The organism is Streptomyces sp. CB00316, assembly GCF_001905595.1.
Classification (GTDB): domain Bacteria; phylum Actinomycetota; class Actinomycetes; order Streptomycetales; family Streptomycetaceae; genus Streptomyces.
In genome coordinates, this window is record NZ_LIXI01000006.1 from 397,189 (window position 1) to 417,937 (window position 20,749).

A 20,749-nucleotide genomic window follows, 5' to 3' on the forward strand; every position below is an offset into this window, starting at 1 on the left:
GCCCACCGGTTCAGACGGCCGGACCCAGCGGGAGCAGCATGACGATGTCGTCGCGGTCGTCGCCCGGGGCGACCCGGATGGCGCCCGGGACCCGGCCGACCTCCTTGTACCCGCAGGCGGCGTAGAAGCGGTCGGCGCCGGTGCCGCCGCGGCAGGTGAGGCGGATCGCCTCGATGCCCTCGATGGAGCGGGCCGCGCCGGCGGCGGCGGCCATGAGGTCGCGGCCGTATCCCTTGCCCTGGTGGCGGGGGTGGACCATGACGGTGTAGAGCCAGAGCCAGTGCTTCATCAGCCGGTGGGTGTTCAGGGTGAGGAAGGCGGTGGCGGCGACGGCCCCGTCCTCGTCGCGACCGACCAGCAGCCGGGTGCGGCCCACCTCGATGGCGACGAGGTGGTTGAGCAGCTCTGGCCGGATCTCCTCGGCCGTGACCGGAGGGACGAAGCCCACGGCGCCGCCCGCGTTGCTGACGTCGGCCCACAGGGCGGTGATGCCGTCGCGCAGGGCGGGCGAGAGCGCGGGATCCAGCTCAAAGGTAAGAGTCACGGTAGGAGAGTAACCATTACCCCCCTCGGTCGCCCAAACTGTCCGCAACGCGAGAAGGCCCCGGCCGGGGACGACGGCCGGGGCTTTCGCACGACGCGGTGCACGGAGGTGGGCTCAGACCCGCATCGGCTGCGGCGACTCGCGCCGGTCCGCCTCCGGTCCCGGGTACTCGCGCAGGATCTCGTACCGCGTGTTCCGCTCCACCGGCCGGAAACCGGCGTCGCGGATCAGGTCCAGCAGGTCCTCACGGCCGAGCTTGTTCGGCGTACCGAAGTCGTCGGCGTCGTGCGTGATCTTGTACTCGACGACGGAGCCGTCCATGTCGTCCGCGCCGTGCTGGAGCGCGAGCTGAGCGGTCTGCACGCCGTGCATCACCCAGAAGACCTTGACGTGCGGCACGTTGTCGAACAGCAGCCGGGAGACGGCGAAGGTCTTCAGCGCCTCGGCGCCGGTCGCCATCGTGGTCCGCGCCTGGAGCCTGTTGCGGACCTTGCCGTCCTTCATGTCCACGAAGTCGTGCTGGTAGCGCAGCGGGATGAAGACCTGGAAGCCGCCCGTCTCGTCCTGCATCTCCCGCAGTCGCAGCACGTGGTCGACGCGGTGACGGGGCTCCTCGATGTGCCCGTACAGCATCGTCGCCGGGGTCTTGAGCCCCTTCTCGTGCGCGAGGCGGTGGATGCGCGACCAGTCCTCCCAGTGGGTACGGTGGTCGACGATGTGCTGGCGGACCTCCCAGTCGAAGATCTCCGCGCCGCCGCCGGTCAGTGACTCCAGACCGGCCTCGATCAGCTCGTCGAGGATCTCGGAGGCGCTCAGCCCCGAGATCGTCTCGAAGTGGTGGATCTCCGTGGCCGTGAACGCCTTCAGCGCCACGTCCGGCAGGGCTTCCTTCAGCGCGCTGAGCGAGCGCGGGTAGTAGCGCCACGGGAGGTTGGGGTGGAGGCCGTTGACGATGTGCAGCTCGGTGAGGTTCTCGCCCTCCATCGCCTTGGCCAGGCTGACGGCCTCCTCGATCCGCATCGTGTACGCGTCCTTCTCGCCCGGCTTGCGCTGGAACGAGCAGTACGCGCACGAGGCGGTGCACACGTTGGTCATGTTGAGGTGGCGGTTGACGTTGAAGTGCACGACGTCACCGTTCTTACGGGTACGCACCTCGTGCGCCAGCCCACCGAGCCACGCCAGGTCGTCGGACGCGTAGAGCGCGATCCCGTCCTCGCGGGTCAGCCGCTCGCCGGCCCGGACCTTCTGCTCCAGCTCGCGCTTGAGTCCCGCGTCCACCTGGCCGCCTCCCATTTCCTCCGTACAACGGACCGCACCAACCGTACTCCCCCACCCTTCGGGCGGGAGGTGCCCCCTCTACGGCGCTCCGCGCCTACGGCTCCTCGGGAAGTTCCCCGACCCGGTTCTCCCACTTGGTGGAGAGCACGATCGTGGTACGGGTCCGCGAGACGCCCTTCGTACCGCTCAGACGCCGGATCGTCTTCTCCAGTCCGTCCACGTCACCGACCCGGACCTTGAGCATGTACGAGTCGTCGCCCGCGATGAACCAGCAGTCCTCGATCTCCGCGAGATCCTTCAGCCGGCGCGCCACGTCCTCGTGGTCGGCGGCGTCCGAGAGCGAGATCCCGATCAGCGCGGTGACGCCGAGGCCGAGCGAGGCCGAGTCGACGGTGGCGCGGTAGCCGGTGATGACACCGGCGGTTTCCAGCCGGTTGATGCGGTCGGTGACGCTGGGCCCGGAGAGCCCCACGAGCCGTCCCAGCTCGGCGTACGAGGCCCTGCCGTTCTCCCTGAGGGCCTGGATGAGCTGCCTGTCCACCGCGTCCATATGACTGAAACCTTCCATTGTTCAGCAGTACCGCGAGTCTACGTGTAGAATCTAAGGCATGCAGGGCTCAGGTCCTGCAAATCTTCTAGAACATCCAAGAAATGCTTTCGAATCTTCAGGAGTGAACTTCACCGTGTACACGATCGAGATGGCCTACGCCCGGATGCGCGAACTGCAGGACCTGGCCAACCGCTCGCGTGCCCACCAGCCCGCCGCCGCGCACCGCGTCGACAAGACCCACGCCCCGCGCGCCACCAAGAAGCGCTGACCCCCACCCCTCGCTCCACTCACTCACCCGGGCTGCGGGAGCCGCCACCGAGCTCTCCCTCCCAGCGGCGGTACAGCCGGTGTTCCACCCCGGCCGCGTCCAGCACCCGCCCCGCGACGAAGTCCACCAGGTCCTGGATGTGCGTCGCGCCCGCGTAGAACGCCGGAGAGGCGGGCAGCACGACCGCGCCCGCCTCGTCCAGGGCCACCATCTGCTTCAGCGTCTGGCCGCTCAGCGGGGTCTCGCGCACCGCGACGACGAGCGGGCGGCGCTCCTTGAGCGTCACGCTCGCGGCCCGCTGGAGCAGATCCTTCGACAGGCCGAGCGCCACTCCGGCCACACAGGCCGTCGAGGCCGGCACGATGAGCATCCCCTTCGCCGGGTACGACCCGGAGGACGGCCCGGCGGCCAGATCACCGGCCGGCCAGTGGCGTACGCGCTCCAGCTCCGCGTCGCCCACCGCGAAGGTGTCCGGCTTTCCGTCGGCGCCACGTTCCAGCCAACAGCGCAGGTCCCCGCGCCAGTGCCCGTCCCGGAACGCGATGCCGGTCTCGTCCAGCAGGGTGAGCCGCGAGGCCCGGCTCACCACCAGGTCCACGCTCTCGCCGCCCGCCAGCAGACCGCGCAGGACGGCGGCCGCGAAGGGGGTACCCGAAGCACCGGATACCCCGACAATCCAAGGCCGCCGCTGCTGATGAGTCACTGAAGTCCCGGATTCCACACCTGCGAGCCTATCCGGCACACCCCGGCACCCCGCACCCGGAACCGGGCGGCGGCCCGGGACGTTCCACAGATGACGGCAACCCGGGGCAGGGGCAGACCATGGGCGATTACTGGACCACCGACCGGAACACGGGCTCCACCACGACCGGCAGCGCTCGGGCGCTCACGGCGGGCATCCTCATGGTGGGCTGGGTCGCTCTGCTGTGGATCCTCGAAGTGCTCGACGTGGCGACCGGTCACGCACTCGACACCTATGGCATCAGCCCGCGCGAGATGGCCGAGCTGCGCGACGTGGTGCCCGCCGCGTTCCTGCACAGCGGCTGGGAGCACGTCGCCTCCAACAGCGTCCCGCTGCTGGTCCTCGGCTTCATAGCCGCCCTCGGCGGCCTGCGCAGATTCGCCGCCGTCGTCGTGACGATCATCCTGATCAGCGGCGTGGGCGTCTGGCTGACCGCCCCTGCCTTCACGGTGACGCTCGGCGCCTCCGGCGTGGTCTTCGGGCTGCTGGGCTATCTGCTGGTCCGCGGCTTCGTGGACCGCCGGCCCTGGGACGTCCTGATAGGCATCGGCGTCGCCGTGGTCTACGGCTCGCTGCTCTGGGGCGTCCTGCCCACCGACTCGGGCGTCAGCTGGCAGGGCCACCTCTTCGGGCTCATGGGCGGCGTGGCGGCGGCCTTCTTCTTCCGCCGCCCGCCCGCGCGCCGCGGCCCGGACAACCTGGTCACGGTCTGAGCGGTCCGCTCACGGGGTGAGGCCACGCACCAGCAGGTCCAGCAGCGCGCAGGCGAAGAGCGCCATGCCGATGAAGCCGTTGACGGAGAAGAAGGCGCGGTTCAGCCGGGACAGGTCGTGCGGCCGCACCACCCGGTGCTCGTAGACGAACGCCACCGCGACGATCGCCATGCCGATCCAGTAGAAGACCTCGGCGTCCGTCGCCAGGCCGAACCAGACCAGCAGCCCCGTCGTGACCACATGACAGACCCGCGCACCCCAGAGCGCCGCCGGGATACCGAAGCGCGCCGGGAAGGAGAGCACCCCGTGGGCCCGGTCCGCCCGCACATCCTGGCAGGCGAAGATCAGGTCGAACCCGCCGATCCAGATGCCGACGGCCAGCCCCAGGATCACCGCGTCCCACGACCAGCTGCCGGTCACCGCGAGCCACGCGCCGATCGGCCCGATGGCCTGAGCCAGCCCCAGGATGGCGTGCGGGAAGTTCGTGAACCGCTTGCCGTACGGGTAGACCACCATCGGCACGACGGCCAGGGGCGCCAGCATCAGGCAGAGCGGGTTGAGCAGCGCGGCGGCGCCGAGGAAGACGGCGAGCGCGACGAGCGCCCCCGTCCACGCCGACCTGACCGACACGGCACCGGTGACCAGCTCGCGGCCCGCGGTGCGCGGGTTACGGGCGTCGATCTCCCGGTCGATGATCCGGTTGGCGGCCATCGCGAACGTCCGCAGCCCCACCATCGCGAGCGTGACGAGCAGCAGGACCCCCCAGTGGACCGTGGCGTCCAGCTGGAACATCGCGGTCAGCGCGGCGATGTACGCGAAGGGCAGCGCGAAGACGGAGTGCTCGATCATCACCAGCCGCAGGAAGGACTTCACCCCGCTGTCCGACGGCGCGGACCCGGACACGGACGCCGCCGCCTCTGCCGCACTGCTCACAGTCCGTACTCCTTCCAGCGGCGGTCGACCTTCGCCGCCGTCTCCGGGTCGGACTCGACCATCTCCGGCCAGCCCCCGTCCCGGGTGTAGCCCTCGGTGGGCAGCTTCCGGGTGGCGTCGATGCCCGCCTTGCCACCCCAGAACTGCTGGTAGGAGGCGTGGTCCAGGTGGTCGACCGGGCCCTCGGTGACCGTGAGGTCCCGGGCGTAGTCGGTGTTGCCGAGCGCCCGCCAGGCGACCTCGTGCAGATCGTGGACGTCGCAGTCGGAGTCGACGACCACGATCAGCTTGGTCAGCGACATCATGTGCGCGCCCCAGATCGCGCTCATCACCTTCTGGGCGTGCTTCGGGTACTTCTTGTCGATCGAGACGATCGCGCAGTTGTGGAAGCCACCCGCCTCGGGGAGGTGGTAGTCCACGATGTCCGGCACGATGATCTTCAGCAGCGGCAGGAAGAACCGCTCCGTGGCCCGGCCCAGCGGCCCGTCCTCGGTCGGCGGGCGGCCCACCACGATGGACTGGAGCAGCGGCCGCTTCCGCATGGTGACGCAGTCGATGGTCAGTGCGGGGAACGGTTCCTGCGGGGTGTAGAAGCCGGTGTGGTCCCCGAACGGGCCCTCCGGCAGCATCTCGCCCGGCTCCAGCCACCCTTCGATGACGACCTCGGCCTGCGCCGGGACCTGGAGCGGCACGGTCTTGCAGTCGACCATCTCGATCCGCTTGCCCTGGACGAACCCGGCGAAGAGGTACTCGTCGATGTCCCCGGGCAGCGGCGCGGTGGAGGCGTACGTCACGGCGGGCGGTGCGCCGAAGGCGATGGCGACGGGCAGCCGCTCACCGCGCCTGGCGGCGACCTGGTAGTGGTTGGCGGAGTCCTTGTGGATCTGCCAGTGCATCCCGATGGTGCGCTTGTCGTGGCGCTGGAGCCGGTAGAGCCCCAGGTTCCGGACACCGGTCTCGGGGTGCTTGGTGTGCGTGAGGCCCAGGTTGAAGAAGGAGCCGCCGTCACCGGGCCAGGTGAAGAGCGCGGGCAGCTGCTCCAGGTCGACCTGGTCGCCCTTCAGCACGACTTCCTGGACCGGCGCGTCGTCCGACTTCACCTTCTTCGGCGGTACGTGGACCATCGACCCGAGCTTGCCGAAGGCCTCCCGTACGCCGACGAAGCCCTGCGGCAGCTCCGGCTTGAGCAGCCCGCCGATCTTGTCGCTGATGTCGCTGTACGACTTCAGCCCGAGCGCCTTGAGCAGGCGCCGGTCGGTGCCGAAGACGTTCATGGCCAGGGGCATCGAGGACCCCTTGACGTTCTCGAAGAGCAGGGCGGGGCCGCCCGCCTTGTTCACCCGGTCGACGATCTCACCGACCTCCAGGTGAGGATCGACCTCGGCCTTGACGCGCTTGAGATCACCATCGCGTTCAAGAGCCCGGAGCAGGGAGCGGAGATCGTCGTAAGCCATGCGGTCCAGTTTGTCATCCCCGCCTCCGCGGTCCCGCCGGGGCTCCCCCGGCTCCTGGCCCCGGATGGGCGGCGGCCAGCCGGTACCCTGGCCGCGACACCGGGGAATCCGAGCCCCGCCGCCCGCTCCACTGAGGGACGCGCCATGAGAGCCCTGATGTTCATCCTGCCGCTGGCTCTGATGATCTACGCCTTCATCGACTGCCTGAACACCTCGGAGGAGGACACCAAGCATCTGCCCAAGATCGCCTGGGTCTTCATCATCCTGCTGTTCTGGGTGGTCGGCTCGATCGGCTGGCTCGTCGCCGGCAAGGTGCGCCACAGCGCTGCCGGAGGCGCCGGTCTCTCCTCCTGGCAGCCGGGCAGGCGGCGGCAGTGGGTCGCCCCGGACGACAACCCGGACTTCCTGAAGTCGCTCAAGGACGACAAGGACGCCAAGAAGGCGGAGTCGGAGGCCAGGACCGAGTCCGAGGCCACGGCGGAGGCCGAGGCGAAGAAGGCCGAGGAGGAGCTCAGGCGCCGCGACGGCGGTACGGGCCCCGACGACAAGGCCCCGCCCACCTCCTGACGCTATTCCTCCTGGCAGGGGTGATCTTTCCGACCGGCGCGGTGGGCGCGTCAGCGGGGTGGCGTCGGCCATCCTCGAAGGGGTAACGCAGCAGCAGGCACCGCACGCGTGACCTTCTCCACGGTCCCGCGTGACCCTCTTGAGGAGCCCCCAGATGTCCGCCACCCCCACCGAGACCCCCACCGAGCTCGTCGCCCGCCTCCGCACCACCTTCCGCACCGGCCGCACCAAGGACCTCAACTGGCGCACCGGCCAACTGGAGCGGCTGCGGGCCCTGCTCACCGAGCACGGCGACGACCTCGCCGACGCCCTCCGCGCCGACCTGGGCAAGAGCCGCAAGGAGGCCTATCGGACCGAGATCGACTTCACGGTCCGGGAGATCGACCACACCCTGGAGCACCTCGCAGGCTGGCTGCGGCCCGAACCCGCCCCCGTACCGACGCATCTCGCCCCCACCGGAGCCACCGCGCACACCGTGCTGGACCCGCTCGGCGTCGTCCTGGTCATCGCGCCCTGGAACTACCCGGTGCAGCTGCTGCTCGCCCCGGTCGTAGGCGCGCTGGCCTCCGGGAACTGCGTGGTCGTCAAGCCCAGCGAGCTGGCGCCCGCGACCTCCGCCGCCGTGGCCCGGCTGCTGCCGGAGTACCTGGACACCGACGCGGTCGGGGTCGTCGAGGGCGCGGTCGAGGAGACCACCGCCCTGCTGGAGCAGCACTTCGACCACATCTTCTACACCGGCAACGGCACGGTCGGCCGGATCGTCATGGCGGCCGCCGCCAAGAACCTCACCCCGGTCACCCTGGAGCTCGGCGGCAAGTCCCCGGCCTTCGTCGACCGGGGTACGGACCTCAAGGCCGTGGCGGGGCGGCTCGCCTCGGGCAAGTTCCTCAACGCCGGGCAGACCTGCGTGGCCCCCGACTACGTGCTGACCGACGCGGAGACCGCCCCGGCCCTCGCGGAGGCGCTGGCGGCGGCGGTGGAGGGGCTGTTCGGGGCGGACCCGGCCGAGCACCCGGAGTACGGGCGGATCGTGAACGAGCGTCACTTCGACCGGCTGACGGGCCTGCTGGACTCCGGCCGTACGGTGACCGGCGGCGCCCACGACCGGGAAACGAAGTACATCGCGCCGACCGTCCTGGCCGACGTCGCGCCGGACGCGCCCGTGATGGGCCAGGAGATCTTCGGCCCGATCCTGCCGCTGGTGACGGTGGACGGCCTGGACGAGGCGATCGGCTTCATCAACGACCGGGACAAGCCGCTGGCGCTGTACGCGTTCACCGACTCCCCCGCCGTACGGGACCGGCTGCTGGCCGAGACCTCGTCGGGCGGGGTCGGCATCGGGCTGCCGCTGGCCCATCTGACCGTGTCGGACCTGCCGTTCGGCGGGGTCGGCGAGAGCGGCATGGGCAGCTACCACGGCCGGTACTCCCTGGAGACGTTCAGCCACCGCAAGGCGGTTCTGGACACCCCGCTGAGCTGACGACGTACGAAGGCGCCCCGGACGGTTTCGGTATCCGTCCGGGGCGCCCTCGTCGCTGTGCGGTCTCAGACCCCGGCGTAGGAGTGCAGACCGGTGACGAAGATGTTCACGCCGTAGTAGTTGAACAGCCAGCAGGCGAAGGCGACCAGCGCCAGGTAGGCGGCCTTGCGGCCCTTCCAGCCGGCCGTGGCGCGGGCGTGCAGGTAGGCGGCGTAGGCGACCCAGGTGATGAAGGACCAGACTTCCTTGGGGTCCCAGCCCCAGTACCGGCCCCAGGCGTCGCCCGCCCAGATCGCGCCCGCGATGATCGTGAACGTCCACAGCGGGAAGACCGCCGCGTTGATCCGGTACGAGAACTTGTCCAGCGACGACGCGGAGGGCAGCCGCTCCAGGACGGAGGCGGCGAACTTCCCCGGCGTACCGCCGCCTGCGATCTTGTTCTCGTAGCTGTCACGGAACAGGTAGAGCACCGTGCCGACCGCGCCGAGGTAGAAGACCGCGCCGCAGATGATCGCGGTCGAGACGTGGATCCACAGCCAGTACGAGTGGAGCGCGGGCACCAGCTGGTCGCTGTCGGTGTAGAGCGTCGTGACCGCGATGCCGAGGTCCAGCAGGACCGTGGTGACCAGCGGGAGACCGATCCAGCGGACGTTCTTCTTCAGTGCGAGCAGCACCAGGTAGGAGCCGACCGCCACGGTGGAGAAGGTGATCGAGAACTCGTACATGTTGGCCCACGGGGCCCGCTGCACCGACAGGGCGCGGGTGATGACACCGGCCGCCTCCACGGCGAACGCCACCACGGTCAGCGAGACCGCGATCCGGCCCCACAGGTCGCCCTTGAACGTGCCGCCCGCGGCCCCCGGCCCGTCCGGCACGTCCCGGGTCCCGGCGGCGGCGCGGGTGACGACCTTCGGCCGCTCCAGCACGGCGGTGGAGCCGCCCTGGGCGACGACCACCGGGGCGGCCGCGCCGTCCGGGGAGCCGGACAGCGCGGCGGCCGTGCGGCCGACCTTGCTGCGGCTACCGAGGACCCACTCCGCGATGTGCGCGAAGAAGGCCAGGGTGTAGACGGCCATCGACGAATAGATCAGCACATTGCTGGTGTGCGCCAGGCTCTCGTTGGTAGCGGCGGCGAGATTCACTTCTCAGCCCCTTCGGCAGGTGCTTCAGCAGGGTGTACGGGCCGGTTCCCGGCCTCGTTCGCGTCAGGTTTCTCCGGCGCGTCAGGTTTCTCCGGCGCGACCGGCGCCGTCGTGATGAGGGCGGCCGCGAGGTCGCCCAGCTCCTCCGGCAGCTTCGCGGACTCGCTGCGGCCCAGGCCCGCCATCTCCACGACGGTCACCCCGTCCGCGCCGCGGACCGCCCGGACCCAGACCCGGCGGCGCTGGATGAACAGCGATCCGGCGAGTCCGGCGATGGCCGCGATGGCGCCGCCGAGCGCGAGGCCGTTGCCCGGCTGCCGCGAGATCTGGAAGCTCGCCCACTCCTCGATGCCCTCGAAGGTGATGGAGCCCTCGCCGTCGGACAGGTCCAGCCTCTCGCCGGGGCGCAGCATCTTCTTGAGCAGCTCGCCGTCCTCGTTCTTGAACTCCTTCATCTTGGACGTGTCGAGCTGGTACACGTTCTGCGGCAGGCCGGAGTCCACCCCGAGGGAGCCCCGGTAGGCGCTCAGCGCCAGCACCGGGAACTCCGCGCCGGGGAACTGCGAGAACATCTGCCCCTTGCCGTGGCCCGCGAAGGTCGGGACGAAGAACGCCTTGAAGCCGAGCTGCGTCTTGACGCCGTTCTTGTCGCGGTAGCCGTCCATCACCTTGATCGCGCCGGTGGAGGTGATGTTGTTGTCGATCGGCAGGAGCGGTACGGAGTTCCGTGAGACCACCTTGCCCTTGCCGTCCCGGACGGTGACGACCGGGGCGTAACCGTGGGCGATGAGGTAGACCTTCGTGCCGTCCACGACGAGCGGTTCGTTGACGCGGATGACGCCCTTGCGCTCGGGGCCGTCCGCGCCCTCGGTGTACTTCACCCGGGCCTCGAAGGTGCGGGGCGTGCCGCGCTGCGGGCCGCTCTCCTCGTACGTACCGACGAAGTCGTCCAGGACGAAGCTGAAGGGGGCCAGCGAGTCGGAGTCGTAGAGCGAGCCGGACTTGAAGTCGTCGTACTGGGTGAGCGTGTTGGCGAAGCCGTCGCCCTCCACGACCAGCTTGCCGCCCTCGGACTTGAAGAGCTGCCCGGCGGCGAAGGCCACCAGCATCACGATCAGCGCGATATGGAAGACGAGGTTCCCGGCCTCGCGGAGGTAGCCCTTCTCGGCCGCGACCGCGTCGCCCGCCACATGGGCCCTGAAGCGCCGCTTGCCCAGTACGCCGAGGGCCGCCTCGTGGACCGCCTCGGGCTCGGCCTCCGTGCGCCAGGTGGTGTACGCGGGCAGCCGGGTCAGCCGCTTCGGGGCGCCCGGCGGACGGCTGCGGAGCTGGCCGACGAACTGGCCGGTGCGCGGCACGATGCAGCCGATGAGCGAGACGAAGAGCAGGATGTAGATCGCGGAGAACCACACCGAGCTGTAGACGTCGAAGAGCTGGAGCTTCTCGTAGATCGGCGTGAGGGTGGTGTGCTGGTCCTTGAAGTTCTGGACCTTCAGGTCGTCCACGCTGGTCTGCGGGATCAGCGAGCCGGGGATGGCGCCGAGGGAGAGCAGGAAGAGCAGGATCAGCGCGACCCGCATCGAGGTGAGCTGGCGCCAGAACCAGCGGACCCAGCCGACCACCCCCATGGCGGGGACACCGGTCCCGGGCTCGGACTCGGTCTCGGGGCGCTCCTCGCGGGGCGCCGTGGAGAGCCGCTCGCCGGCCGCGTGGTCGACGCGCTCCTGCTCCCGCTCGGCCGCGTCGGAGTGCTGCTGCCCGCGCTCGGCCGGGTCGGCGTCGGTGCGCGCGCCGGTGTCCGTGCTGTTCGCCTTGCTCATGAACTCAGATCCCCACAACGAAGCCGCTGGACCAGGTCTGCATCTGCTGCATGAGCGTCGCCCACACGCCCGTCAGCAGCAGGAGCCCGGTCACGATCATCATGCCGCCGCCGACCCGCATGACCCAGGCGTAGTGGCGCTTGACCCAGCCGAACGCGCCGAGCGCCTTGCGGAAGGCGACCGCCGCCAGGATGAACGGGACGCCGAGTCCGAGACAGTACGCGACGGTCAGTATCGCGCCACGTCCGGCGGTGGCGCTCTCGGCGGAGAGGAACAGCACCGAGGAGAGCGTCGGGCCGATGCACGGCGTCCAGCCGATCCCGAACAGGGCGCCGAGGACCGGCGCGCCGGCCAGTCCGGCCACCGGCCGCCTGTGGAGGCGGAACTCGCGCTGCGTCACCCCCGGCAGGAGCCCCATGAAGAAGATCCCCATGAGGATCATCAGACCGCCGAGGACCTTGTTGAGCACCTCGGAGTGCATCTGGAGCTCGTCGCCGAAGTAGCCGAAGAGCGCCCCGGTGGAGGCGAACACGGCGGTGAAGCCGAGGACGAAGAGCGAGGCACCCGCCACCACCCGGCCGCGCCGGGCGTCGGCCAGGTCGGTGCCGCTGACCCCGGTGACGTAACTCAGGTAGCCGGGGACGAGCGGCAGGACGCAGGGCGAGAAGAAGGAGATGAGCCCGGCCAGCAGGGCGATGGGCACGGCCAGCAGGAGGGCCCCGCTGACGACGGTGTCGTTGTACGAGGCCAGCGTGACGGTGCTCACGACGGTGCCGTCGTACGGGGCGAGCGGGATCACCGGATCACTTCTCCGCGATGATCGGGTCGATCATCTCGTGCAGCTGCTCGGCGTCCAGCGGCTGGAGCGTGCGGGCCGCGATCTTCCCCTCCCGGTCGACCACCACGGTCGACGGGATGGCCTTCGGGTTCACGGTGCCCTTGGGGAAGCGGAGGATGAGCTTGCCGATCGGGTCGAAGAAGCTCGGGTAGGTGACGCCGTAGTCCTTCTCGAAGTTCACCGCCGGGTCCCGCTGCGCGTCCCGGGTGTTGATGCCGATGAACTGCACGCCCTGGTCCGCGGTCTCCTCGGAGACCTTGGCGAAGTACTTCGCCTCCAGGCGGCAGGGGCCGCACCAGGAGCCCCAGACGTTGAGCACGACGACCTTGCCCTTGTAGTCGGCGAGGTCGAGCGGCTTGCCGTCCAGACTCTCGCCCTGGAGCTTCGGAGCGTCGGGGCGCTCCCCCTTCGCGACGGTGGAGATGCCCCCGCTGCCGGTGACGAAGTTGGTGTTGCCGCCGCCCTGGGCCTTGTTGCCGTCCCCGCACGCGGACAGCGTCAGGGCACCGGCGACGGCGGTGGCGGCGAGCAGGGTGAAGCGGTGTCGGGACGGGCGGCCAAAGCTCATGTGAAAAGTTTCGCATGGCAGTTCCGGGGATCTCCCGCACCCCCCTCGGTGCCCGTAAAGCCCCTTGTCAGGCCTGTTTAAAGAAGGAGTTCCAGCCGCCTGCGGGCGACTGTCCGACGTCCAGGGTGCGGAGCTTGGCGAGGACCGCGGGATCCTGCACGTCGAGCCAGTCGACGAACTGCCGGAAGGAGACGAGGCGCACGTCCTTCTTACCGGCGGTCTTCTTGATCACTTCTTCCACGGCATCCATATAGATGCCGCCGTTCCACTCCTCGAAGTGATTGCCGATGAAGAAGGGCGCGCGATTCGTCGTGTAGGCGCGCTCGAAACCGGCGAGATACGCGCCGGTGGCCTGCTTGCGCCAGCCCGGATAACGCGAGGGCATCCCCTTGGTCGAATTCTGCGACTGATTGGCGAGGATGTTGTAGTCCATCGAGAGGACCTCGAAGGAGTGGCCGGGGAACGGCATTCCCTGCAGCGGGAGATCCCAGACACCTCCGCGCTTGACGGGCCACATCTGGCGGCCGCCGGGCGAGCTGGCGTCGTAGCGCCATCCCAGTTTGCTCGCGGTCGGCAGGAGATTGTCCTGGCCGAGCAGACAGGGGGTTCGGCCGCCGATCAACTCCTTTCGGTAGTCGAACGGCAGCGGGTCCTCGTTCTCCCAGCCGGTGTTGGTCCGCCATTCCGTGACGAACGACACAGCCTGATCGATCTCGCTCTGCCATTGCGCGGGGGTCCAGCGTTCGACGGAACCGGAACCGCCGCAGAAGTGCCCGTTGAAGTGCGTGCCGATCTCATGGCCGTCCAACCAGGCCTGGCGTACGTACTTCAGCGTGTCCTTCACGTGGCCGTCGGTGAGATAGCCGATGTCGGAGGCGCCGCGGGGGTTGTTCGGGGGGCGGTAGAGGGATTTCTTCGACTCGGGCAGCAGATACAGCCCGGAGAGGAAGAAGGTCATCGCCGCGTCGTGCTCCTTCGCCAGTTTCAGAAAGCGCGGGAAGAGGCCGTTGCCGACCTCGCCCGCCCCGTCCCAGGAAAAGATCACGAACTGCGGCGGGGTCTGGCCGGCTTCGAGTGGGACGGGGGCGGCGGGCTGGTGGGGCTGCTTCCCGGTGTCGGCGGTGGAGCCGTCGCCGATGAGCCGGGCCTTGCTCTTCGGCGAACCGTTTCCGCTGTTGCCACCGCTGCCGGTGTCGCCCTTGCCGCCGGTGCCGGTGTCGCCCTTGCCGCCGGCGCCGCCGGACGTACCGCCCTCCGCGGAGCCGGAGGAACCGGAGAAACCGCAGCCGGCGAGTCCGATCGCGGCCGCCGCGCCGAGCCCCGCGCCGAGCAGTCCCCTTCGATTGATGTCGCGCATGCCGTCCCCATCTGCGGTCGTTTTATCTCAAGGCCATACAAACTGCTGAAGAGTGAGAGGCCGTGGGCAACACGACGGTTCCGTGCAATTGGGGAGTTTCTCTACGCTTTACCTTGGGACGGGGTGTCCGGGTAGCCCTGCGGAGCACACGGCCGAGCGGCCGGCCGGGCCCGTCCCACCCTGCGAGTCTGCCGCGTTCACGTCAAGGCCGGTGCCCACCAGCTCCACCAGGGGGGCGACGGCCCCCTGACGAAGAACGGGACCGACCGCAGTGGCGGTCGGTCCCGTGTGTTCATGGCGCGTGGGAAACGCGATGTTCGCGGCGCGTGGGGCGGACGCGATCGCGGCGCGTGGGGCGAGCTACGCGCCGAAGGCCTTCGACTTCCCCTTCACCGGCTTCGCCCCGGCCAGCAGGTGCGCGGGCACCAGGTCCCGGGCCGGCTCCGAGTAGCCCACCGAGACGATCCGGTCACCCTGGTAGGTGAAGCTGGTCAGCGAGGCCAGCGTGCACTGGCGCTTGCGCGGGTCGTGCCAGAGCCGGCGGCGCTCGACGAACGAGCGGACGATCCAGATCGGCAGCTGGTGGCTGACGCAGACCGCCTCATGCCCGCGCGCCGCGTCCTTGGCCGCGTCCAGCGCGCTCATCATGCGGACGACCTGCTCGATGTACGGCTCACCCCAGGACGGCTTGAACGGGTTGGTGAGGTGCTTCCAGTTCTCCGGCTTCCGCAGCGCCCCGTCGCCGACGCCGAAGGTCTTGCCCTCGAAGACGTTGGCGGCCTCGATGAGCCGCTCGTCGGTGGCCACGGCCAGGCTGTGCGACTTGGCGATGGGCGCGGCCGTCTCCTGGGCGCGCTCCAGCGGCGAGGCGACGACATGGGCGATGTCGCGCTTCTCCAGGTGCTCGGCGACCCGGTCGGCCATCTGCCGGCCCAGCTCGGAGAGGCTGAACCCGGCGCGACGCCCGTACAGCACACCGTCCGGGTTGTGCACCTCGCCGTGGCGCATCAGGTGCACCACGGTGATGTCCTTGCGGCTTCCGTTCCCGGCGCCTCCGTTCTCGGCGCTCATGCGGTGGCCTCCGATGCGGCACGGGCGGCGGCGGGCAGGGCGGCGGCGATCCGCTCGATCGCCCGCTCGTCGTGGGCGGTGGAGACGAACCAGGACTCGAAGGCGGAGGGCGGCAGGTAGACGCCCTGCTCCAGCATCGAGTGGAAGAAGGCGGTGAAGCGGAAAGCCTCCTGCTTCTTGGCGTCGTCGTAGTTCCGCACCGGCCGGTCGGTGAAGAAGACCGAGAACATGTTGCTCGCCGAGGAGACGGTGTGCGCGACGCCCTCCTTGGTGAACGCGTCACCCACCAGGGAGCGCAGTTCGGCGGAGACCGCGTCGATCTTCGCGTACGCCGCGTCGTCGAGCAGCCGCAGCTGCGCGAGGCCGGCTGCGGTGGCGACCGGGTTCCCCGAGAGGGTGCCCGCCTGGTAGACCGGGCCGGCCGGGGCGAGGTGCGCCATCACGTCGGCGCGGCCGCCGAAGGCCGCGGCGGGGAAGCCGCCGCCCATGACCTTGCCGAAGGTCATCAGGTCGGGGCGGACGCCGTCGATGCCGTACCAGCCGGACTTCGACGTACGGAAGCCCGTCATCACCTCGTCGGAGATGTACAGGGCGCCGTCCGCCGCGCACAGCTCCTTGAGCCCGGCGTTGAAGCCCTCGGCGGGCGGGACGACGCCCATGTTGCCGGGCGATGCCTCGGTGATCACGCAGGCGATCTCGCCGGGGTGCGCGGCGAAGGCGGCCCGCACGGCCTCCAGGTCGTTGTACGGCAGCACGACGGTGTCCCCGGCCGTGGCGCCCGTGACACCGGGCGTGTCGGGCAGGCCGAAGGTGGCGAGGCCCGAGCCCGCGGCGGCGAGCAGGGCGTCCACGTGACCGTGGTAGCAGCCGGCGAACTTCACGACCTTGGCCCGGCCGGTGAAGCCGCGGGCCAGCCGGATCGCCGACATCGTCGCCTCCGTGCCGGAGGAGACCAGGCGGACCTGCTCGACCGGTTCGATCCGCGCCACGATCTCCTCGGCCAGCGCGACCTCGCCCTCACCCGGCGTACCGAAGGAGGTGCCCCGGGAGACCGCATCCTGGACGGCGGCGATGACCTCGGGGTGGGAGTGGCCGAGAATCATCGGCCCCCACGAGCAGACGAGGTCGACGTACTCGCGGCCGTCGGCGTCGGTGAGGTACGGGCCGGTGCCGGACACCATGAACCGGGGCGTACCGCCCACGGCCCGGAATGCACGCACGGGTGAGTTCACGCCGCCGGGCGTCACGACGGACGCCCGGTCGAACAACGACTGCGAAACTGGGGCTTCGTATGAATACGCCACTTTGGTCCTGATCTGCGATTCGGGTATCGGGAGGCCGGGCCGGAGAATCCAAGGTAATCCCGGCCACCGGTGAGCAGGGAGCGCGCTCCCCTCGTATCACGAAAGAGCGTCGGCACCCTCACGTCTGCGAAACTGGGGCGACATAGGGAAAGCTCACACATGCCATGGTGTCAGAGGCACGGACGGTCTTGCGGACAGGTGTTTCACCGCACGCCCGCGGGGGAGGTCACTGACACGATGATCGGGTTGCGCGGCGGGGGCTGTGTCTCCTAAGAAGTAGTCGGGTGGATGAGATATGCATCGCGGTGGCGGAGTGGGCGAAGGGACCGACGACCTGGGGCCCGAGCCTGCCCGGCGAGGGCGGCACCGGCGAAGGGCCGAGCGCGCCCAGGGCAGGGGCGCGGAGAGCACACCGCCCCCCGGGATCAGGAGCAGTGGCGGGATGGGGGTGACCTACAAGTACTTCGGCGCCCCGGACGGGGCGACCGCCGCACGCGTGCCCATTTCGATGCGCCCGGAGGAACTGGGCGGCGACGAGCTGGGCATGGGCGGCATGTTCACCAAGATCAAGCCGGAGACGGTGGCCGCCATGGTGCTGACCGGCATCCAGGGCATACCCCTGCACAAGGTTCCCCCGCTGGAACTGGTCGTCCTCCACCCCGACTACGCGGTGGTCAAGCTCCCCATGACCGTCGTCGACCCCCTGCGCGGCGTCGGCGAGGAATCCGTCGGCGCGGCGGCCTTCATCTGGTCCACGGTCCCCGACCGCGGCGGCCCGCGCGACGCCTTCAACGTCTACCAGCTGCTCCACGAATGGCAGGACTTCTCCCACCGGCTGCATGACGCGGGGCACCAGGCGTACTGCCTGGTCTGGCCCTGAGCCGGGTTCGCGTACTGCTTGGTCCGGTCTGAACCGGGGTCGGCGCGCCCTGCGCGAGTTCCCGGCCGGTTCTACGGTGGGACCAGGCAGGAGGGCCGCCCATGTCCCACGACACCACCACCGCCATGCGGGCCGCGCCCCGCCTCACGCCCGAGGAGCGTGCGGCGCTCGGCAAGGAGGCACGGCGCCGCTCACCGCGGTCGGGCCACGCCGTGTACGAGCCGTCCCCCGGCCGCCCCGACCCGCTGGCGGTCCTGGAGGCACAGTCCGCTGCCCGGGTGCCCGAGCTCGTACCGATCCGCTACAGCCGGATGACGGAGTCCCCGTTCCGCTTCTACCGGGGGGCCGCCGCGATCATGGCGTCCGACCTGGCCGGCAGCCCGGTCTCGGGGATCACGGCCCAGCTCTGCGGCGACGCCCACCTGCTGAACTTCCGCCTGCTCGCCTCGCCGGAGAGGCAGCTGATGTTCGACATCAACGACTTCGACGAGACCCTGCCGGGGCCCTGGGAGTGGGACGTCAAACGGCTCTCGGCGAGCCTCGTCATCGCGGGCCGGGCCAACGGCTTCGACGACGCCGAGCGCGCCCGCGTCGTGCGCGCCACGGTCCGCTCGTACCGCACGGCGATGATCCGCTTCGCGGAGACGGGCAACCTCGGCGTCTGGTACGCGAAGATCGACGCGGACCTCCTGGAGTCCCTGGCCGCCGGGCGCCACGGCACGCGTCACGGCCGCCGGAACCTGGTCCGCGCGATGGCGAAGGCCCGTACCCGCGACAGCCTCCAGGCCTTCGACAAGCTCACCCGGACGGTCGACGGCCGTCCCAGGATCTCCCCCGACCCGCCCCTGCTCGTCCCGGCCGCCGACCTGCTTCCCGACCTCGAACGCAGCGCCCTGGAGGACCGATTCCGTGATCTGCTCCAGCGGTACGGACGCACCCTCGCCTCCGACCGGCGCACCCTCCTGGCGGACTACCGCCTGGCCGACGTCGCCCGCAAGGTCGTCGGCGTGGGCAGCGTCGGCACCCGGTGCTGGATCTTCCTCCTCCTCGGCCGGGACGACCGGGACCCGCTCCTCCTCCAGGCCAAGGAGGCCGACACCTCGGTACTCGCCGCGCACACCGGCCCGAGCCGGTACCGCAACCAGGGCGAGCGGGTGGTCTCGGGCCAGCGGCTGATGCAGGCGACGAGCGACATCTTCCTCGGCTGGGAACGGGTGGACGGCATCGACGGCAGGCAGCGCGACTTCTACGTCCGCCAGTTGCGGGACTGGAAGGGCATCGCCATGCCGGAGAGGATGCGGCCCAAGGACATGCGGGCGTTCGGCGAACTGTGCGGGGCCACACTGGCCCGCGCCCACGCACGGTCCGGCGACCGCATCGCGATCGCCGCGTACCTGGGTGGCGGCGACACCTTCGACCGCGCGCTCGCCGCCTTCGCGGAGGCGTACGCCGACCAGAACGAGCGCGACCACCGGGCCCTCGTCGACGCCGTACGCACAGGTCGGCTGCCCGCGGCGGAGCCGTCCGCCGGACCGCACCCACCTGCACCTATCCGGTCGGATCGCGCCAAATGAATGGCTGAAGTCCGATCTTCAGCCGACCCCACACTCGCTGCAACGGCTCTTCTCCGCGTACGTCGGGGTGGGCCCGAAGTGGGTGATCCCAGGGGCTTCACCGCGACGGGGGCGTGCCCCCGACGGCGTACGCCGCGCCACCTCCGTAGCCACCCAATTCCCTGGCAGCCCACCCCGCCCCGGTGGCATCCTGACCGGGTGAACGGACCCGAGATCACCCTCGAAGTAGCCCCTGAGCTGCGGCTCTTCGTCCCGCACGACCGACGCCAGGGCGCCACGCCGCTCACCACCGACGGCGCCTCCACCCTCGGCCATGTCATCGAGTCCCTCGGCGTCCCGCTCACCGAGGCCGGGGCGCTCCTGGCGAACGGTGCCCCGGTGGCCCGCTCCCACGTCCCGGGACCGGACGAACACATCGAGGTACGGGCCGTCGAGCGCCCCCAGCAGGTCCCCGGCGCACCCCTGCGCTTCCTCCTCGACGTCCATCTCGGCACGCTGGCCCGCAGGTTGCGGCTGCTCGGCGTGGACGCGGCGTACGAGAGCGAGGACATCGGCGACCCCGCGCTCGCCGCCCTCTCCGCGCGGGAGCGACGCGTCCTGCTCTCCCGGGACCGCGGGCTGCTGCGCCGCCGGGAGATCTGGGCGGGGGCGTACGTCTACAGCGACCGCCCTCAGGAGCAGCTCCGCGACATCCTCGGCCGCTTCGCCCCGGCCCTCGCCCCGTGGACCCGCTGCACCGCCTGCAACGGCACGCTGGCGGTGGCGCACAAGGACGCGGTGAGCGATCTGCTGGAGCACGGCACCCAGCAGGCGTACGACGTGTTCGCGCAGTGCACGGAGTGCGCCCGGGTGTACTGGCGGGGCGCGCACCACGGGCACCTGGAGACGATCGTGGCCGACGCGGTACGGGAGTTCGGGGGCGCGGCGGCGTAGCGGCGGGCCCCACCGGTCCGGCTCAGAAGGCGTACGCGTCCCCCGTGGCGGGCGCGAGCACCTCGTGCACGTCGTTCTCGCGGTCCGTGTCCCGCGCCCCGCCGCTCCAGACGGTGTCCAGCCGTACGACGACCTCATCGGGGCTGCCGGTCAGCGTCAGGTCGAGCGCGGTCTGCCGGGCCCCGCCGGCGGAGCGCAGCCCGCCCGTCTCGCAGAGCACGGTCGCCTTGCCGGCCCGGAGGCAGCCGTACGGCAACTCCTGGCTCGCGGCGAGCGGCGCGGAGAAGCGCAGCCGTACGGTCGAGGCGGTCACATCGGAGGGCCCCCGGTTCTCGCTCCGGATCCGGATCGCGATGCGGTCCCCCCAGAGGGTGACGTACCCGTGATGGGAGAGGTCCGCCCGGGGCGCGGGGGCGGCGGTAGCTCCAAGAGCAGGCGCCACATCAACGGGCTCCACATCGGCAGGCACCGCGGCGGCGCCCGCCCCGGCGGCCGTGGTGCCCGAAGCGGCCGCCCCGCCCGCCACCAGTACGGTCGTCGCCGCCATCGCCGCGGCGGCGGACAGCGGCATCAGCAGTCCTCTACGCGTCAGTCCCATGCCTGAAAGATACGGATACAACCCGATAACCCGATGAAAGGGCGAACTCGACGCGCTCTTACCCACCCGCACAGCCCACGCGGGTCATGTAGGTCACGTATCGCGAACCCGGGACACCCGGACCGGGCGGGCAAC

At 70.4% G+C, this 20,749-nt stretch carries 21 protein-coding genes; 7 read left to right on the plus strand and 14 right to left on the minus strand.

Translation table 11 applies throughout. From position 1 onward, the window contains the following. Positions 1-10 precede the first annotated feature (10 nt). From AMK21_RS20070 to AMK21_RS20080, 3 genes are all read right to left on the minus strand, one after another. Positions 11-544, minus strand: coding sequence for a GNAT family N-acetyltransferase (locus AMK21_RS20070; protein ID WP_073879789.1), 534 nt, complete (start codon positions 542-544; stop codon positions 11-13). 114 nt (positions 545-658) lie between these two features. Then, complete coding sequence (gene mqnE / locus AMK21_RS20075; RefSeq protein ID WP_073879935.1) at positions 659-1,822, minus strand: aminofutalosine synthase MqnE; 1,164 nt, start codon at positions 1,820-1,822, stop codon at positions 659-661. A gap of 94 nt (positions 1,823-1,916) precedes the next feature. After that, positions 1,917-2,372 (minus strand): Lrp/AsnC family transcriptional regulator, encoded by a 456-nt coding sequence (locus AMK21_RS20080; RefSeq protein WP_030588629.1) that lies wholly within the window; start codon positions 2,370-2,372, stop codon positions 1,917-1,919. A 121-nt stretch (positions 2,373-2,493) separates the two neighbouring features. On the opposite strand from AMK21_RS20080, the gene AMK21_RS35145 reads away from it, so the two are divergent. Then, positions 2,494-2,640, plus strand: coding sequence for a hypothetical protein (locus tag AMK21_RS35145; RefSeq protein WP_158070726.1), 147 nt, complete (start codon positions 2,494-2,496; stop codon positions 2,638-2,640). A gap of 19 nt (positions 2,641-2,659) precedes the next feature. On the opposite strand, the gene AMK21_RS20085 is transcribed toward AMK21_RS35145, so the two are convergent. Further along, a complete protein-coding gene (locus AMK21_RS20085; protein WP_073879791.1) occupies positions 2,660-3,343 on the minus strand; it encodes a UbiX family flavin prenyltransferase in 684 nt (227 codons plus the stop codon). Positions 3,344-3,462: 119 nt separating this feature from the next. On the opposite strand from AMK21_RS20085, the gene AMK21_RS20090 reads away from it, so the two are divergent. After that, a complete protein-coding gene (locus AMK21_RS20090) occupies positions 3,463-4,095 on the plus strand; it encodes a rhomboid family intramembrane serine protease (RefSeq protein WP_073879793.1) in 633 nt (210 codons plus the stop codon). A 9-nt stretch (positions 4,096-4,104) separates the two neighbouring features. Here AMK21_RS20090 and mqnP read toward each other — a convergent pair whose 3' ends face one another. After that, positions 4,105-5,028, minus strand: coding sequence for a menaquinone biosynthesis prenyltransferase MqnP (gene mqnP, locus AMK21_RS20095; RefSeq protein ID WP_073879795.1), 924 nt, complete (start codon positions 5,026-5,028; stop codon positions 4,105-4,107). Further along, positions 5,025-6,482: a menaquinone biosynthesis decarboxylase gene (locus AMK21_RS20100; protein ID WP_073879797.1), complete on the minus strand. Its 1,458-nt coding sequence runs from the start codon at positions 6,480-6,482 to the stop codon at positions 5,025-5,027. Before AMK21_RS20100 ends, mqnP begins: the two co-directional genes overlap by 4 nt. A 144-nt stretch (positions 6,483-6,626) precedes the next feature. Between AMK21_RS20100 and AMK21_RS20105 the strand changes: the two genes are divergently transcribed. Both AMK21_RS20105 and AMK21_RS20110 read left to right on the plus strand, forming a co-directional pair. Further along, entirely contained in the window at positions 6,627-7,049 is a 423-nt protein-coding gene (locus tag AMK21_RS20105; RefSeq protein ID WP_073879799.1) for a PLD nuclease N-terminal domain-containing protein, read from the plus strand. Positions 7,050-7,203: 154 nt separating this feature from the next. Next, positions 7,204-8,529, plus strand: coding sequence for an aldehyde dehydrogenase family protein (locus AMK21_RS20110; protein ID WP_073879801.1), 1,326 nt, complete (start codon positions 7,204-7,206; stop codon positions 8,527-8,529). Between the two features lie 65 nt (positions 8,530-8,594). On the opposite strand, the gene ccsB is transcribed toward AMK21_RS20110, so the two are convergent. From ccsB to hemL, 7 genes are all read right to left on the minus strand, one after another. Then, on the minus strand, positions 8,595-9,671 hold the full coding sequence (ccsB, locus tag AMK21_RS20115) for a c-type cytochrome biogenesis protein CcsB (RefSeq protein ID WP_073879803.1): 1,077 nt from the start codon (positions 9,669-9,671) through the stop codon (positions 8,595-8,597). Beyond that, the gene (gene resB, locus AMK21_RS20120; RefSeq protein ID WP_073879805.1) at positions 9,668-11,491 is read right to left on the minus strand and encodes a cytochrome c biogenesis protein ResB; all 1,824 of its coding nucleotides are present in this window, start codon (positions 11,489-11,491) and stop codon (positions 9,668-9,670) included. The genes ccsB and resB overlap by 4 nt, the downstream gene beginning before the upstream one ends. A gap of 4 nt (positions 11,492-11,495) precedes the next feature. Continuing rightward, positions 11,496-12,290: a cytochrome c biogenesis CcdA family protein gene (locus AMK21_RS20125; RefSeq protein ID WP_073879807.1), complete on the minus strand. Its 795-nt coding sequence runs from the start codon at positions 12,288-12,290 to the stop codon at positions 11,496-11,498. A gap of 4 nt (positions 12,291-12,294) precedes the next feature. After that, entirely contained in the window at positions 12,295-12,897 is a 603-nt protein-coding gene (locus AMK21_RS20130) for a TlpA family protein disulfide reductase (protein WP_073879809.1), read from the minus strand. 67 nt (positions 12,898-12,964) lie between these two features. Further along, positions 12,965-14,254: a hypothetical protein gene (locus AMK21_RS20135; protein ID WP_073879811.1), complete on the minus strand. Its 1,290-nt coding sequence runs from the start codon at positions 14,252-14,254 to the stop codon at positions 12,965-12,967. Positions 14,255-14,614: 360 nt separating this feature from the next. Beyond that, entirely contained in the window at positions 14,615-15,325 is a 711-nt protein-coding gene (locus AMK21_RS20140) for a histidine phosphatase family protein (protein WP_073879813.1), read from the minus strand. Further along, complete coding sequence (hemL, locus tag AMK21_RS20145; protein WP_199863240.1) at positions 15,322-16,629, minus strand: glutamate-1-semialdehyde 2,1-aminomutase; 1,308 nt, start codon at positions 16,627-16,629, stop codon at positions 15,322-15,324. The genes AMK21_RS20140 and hemL overlap by 4 nt, the downstream gene beginning before the upstream one ends. 442 nt (positions 16,630-17,071) lie before the next feature. On the opposite strand from hemL, the gene AMK21_RS20150 reads away from it, so the two are divergent. From AMK21_RS20150 to AMK21_RS20160, 3 genes are all read left to right on the plus strand, one after another. Then, positions 17,072-17,509, plus strand: a complete 438-nt coding sequence (locus tag AMK21_RS20150) for a hypothetical protein (RefSeq protein WP_003968390.1) — start codon at positions 17,072-17,074, stop codon at positions 17,507-17,509. 101 nt (positions 17,510-17,610) lie between these two features. After that, the gene (locus tag AMK21_RS20155; protein WP_073879817.1) at positions 17,611-19,083 is read left to right on the plus strand and encodes a DUF2252 domain-containing protein; all 1,473 of its coding nucleotides are present in this window, start codon (positions 17,611-17,613) and stop codon (positions 19,081-19,083) included. A gap of 198 nt (positions 19,084-19,281) precedes the next feature. Further along, on the plus strand, positions 19,282-20,016 hold the full coding sequence (locus AMK21_RS20160) for a Mut7-C RNAse domain-containing protein (RefSeq protein WP_073879819.1): 735 nt from the start codon (positions 19,282-19,284) through the stop codon (positions 20,014-20,016). A gap of 22 nt (positions 20,017-20,038) precedes the next feature. On the opposite strand, the gene AMK21_RS20165 is transcribed toward AMK21_RS20160, so the two are convergent. After that, positions 20,039-20,587 carry a hypothetical protein gene (locus AMK21_RS20165; protein ID WP_073879821.1) on the minus strand — a complete coding sequence of 183 codons (549 nt, stop codon included), beginning with the start codon at positions 20,585-20,587 and terminating at the stop codon, positions 20,039-20,041. Positions 20,588-20,749 lie beyond the last annotated feature (162 nt).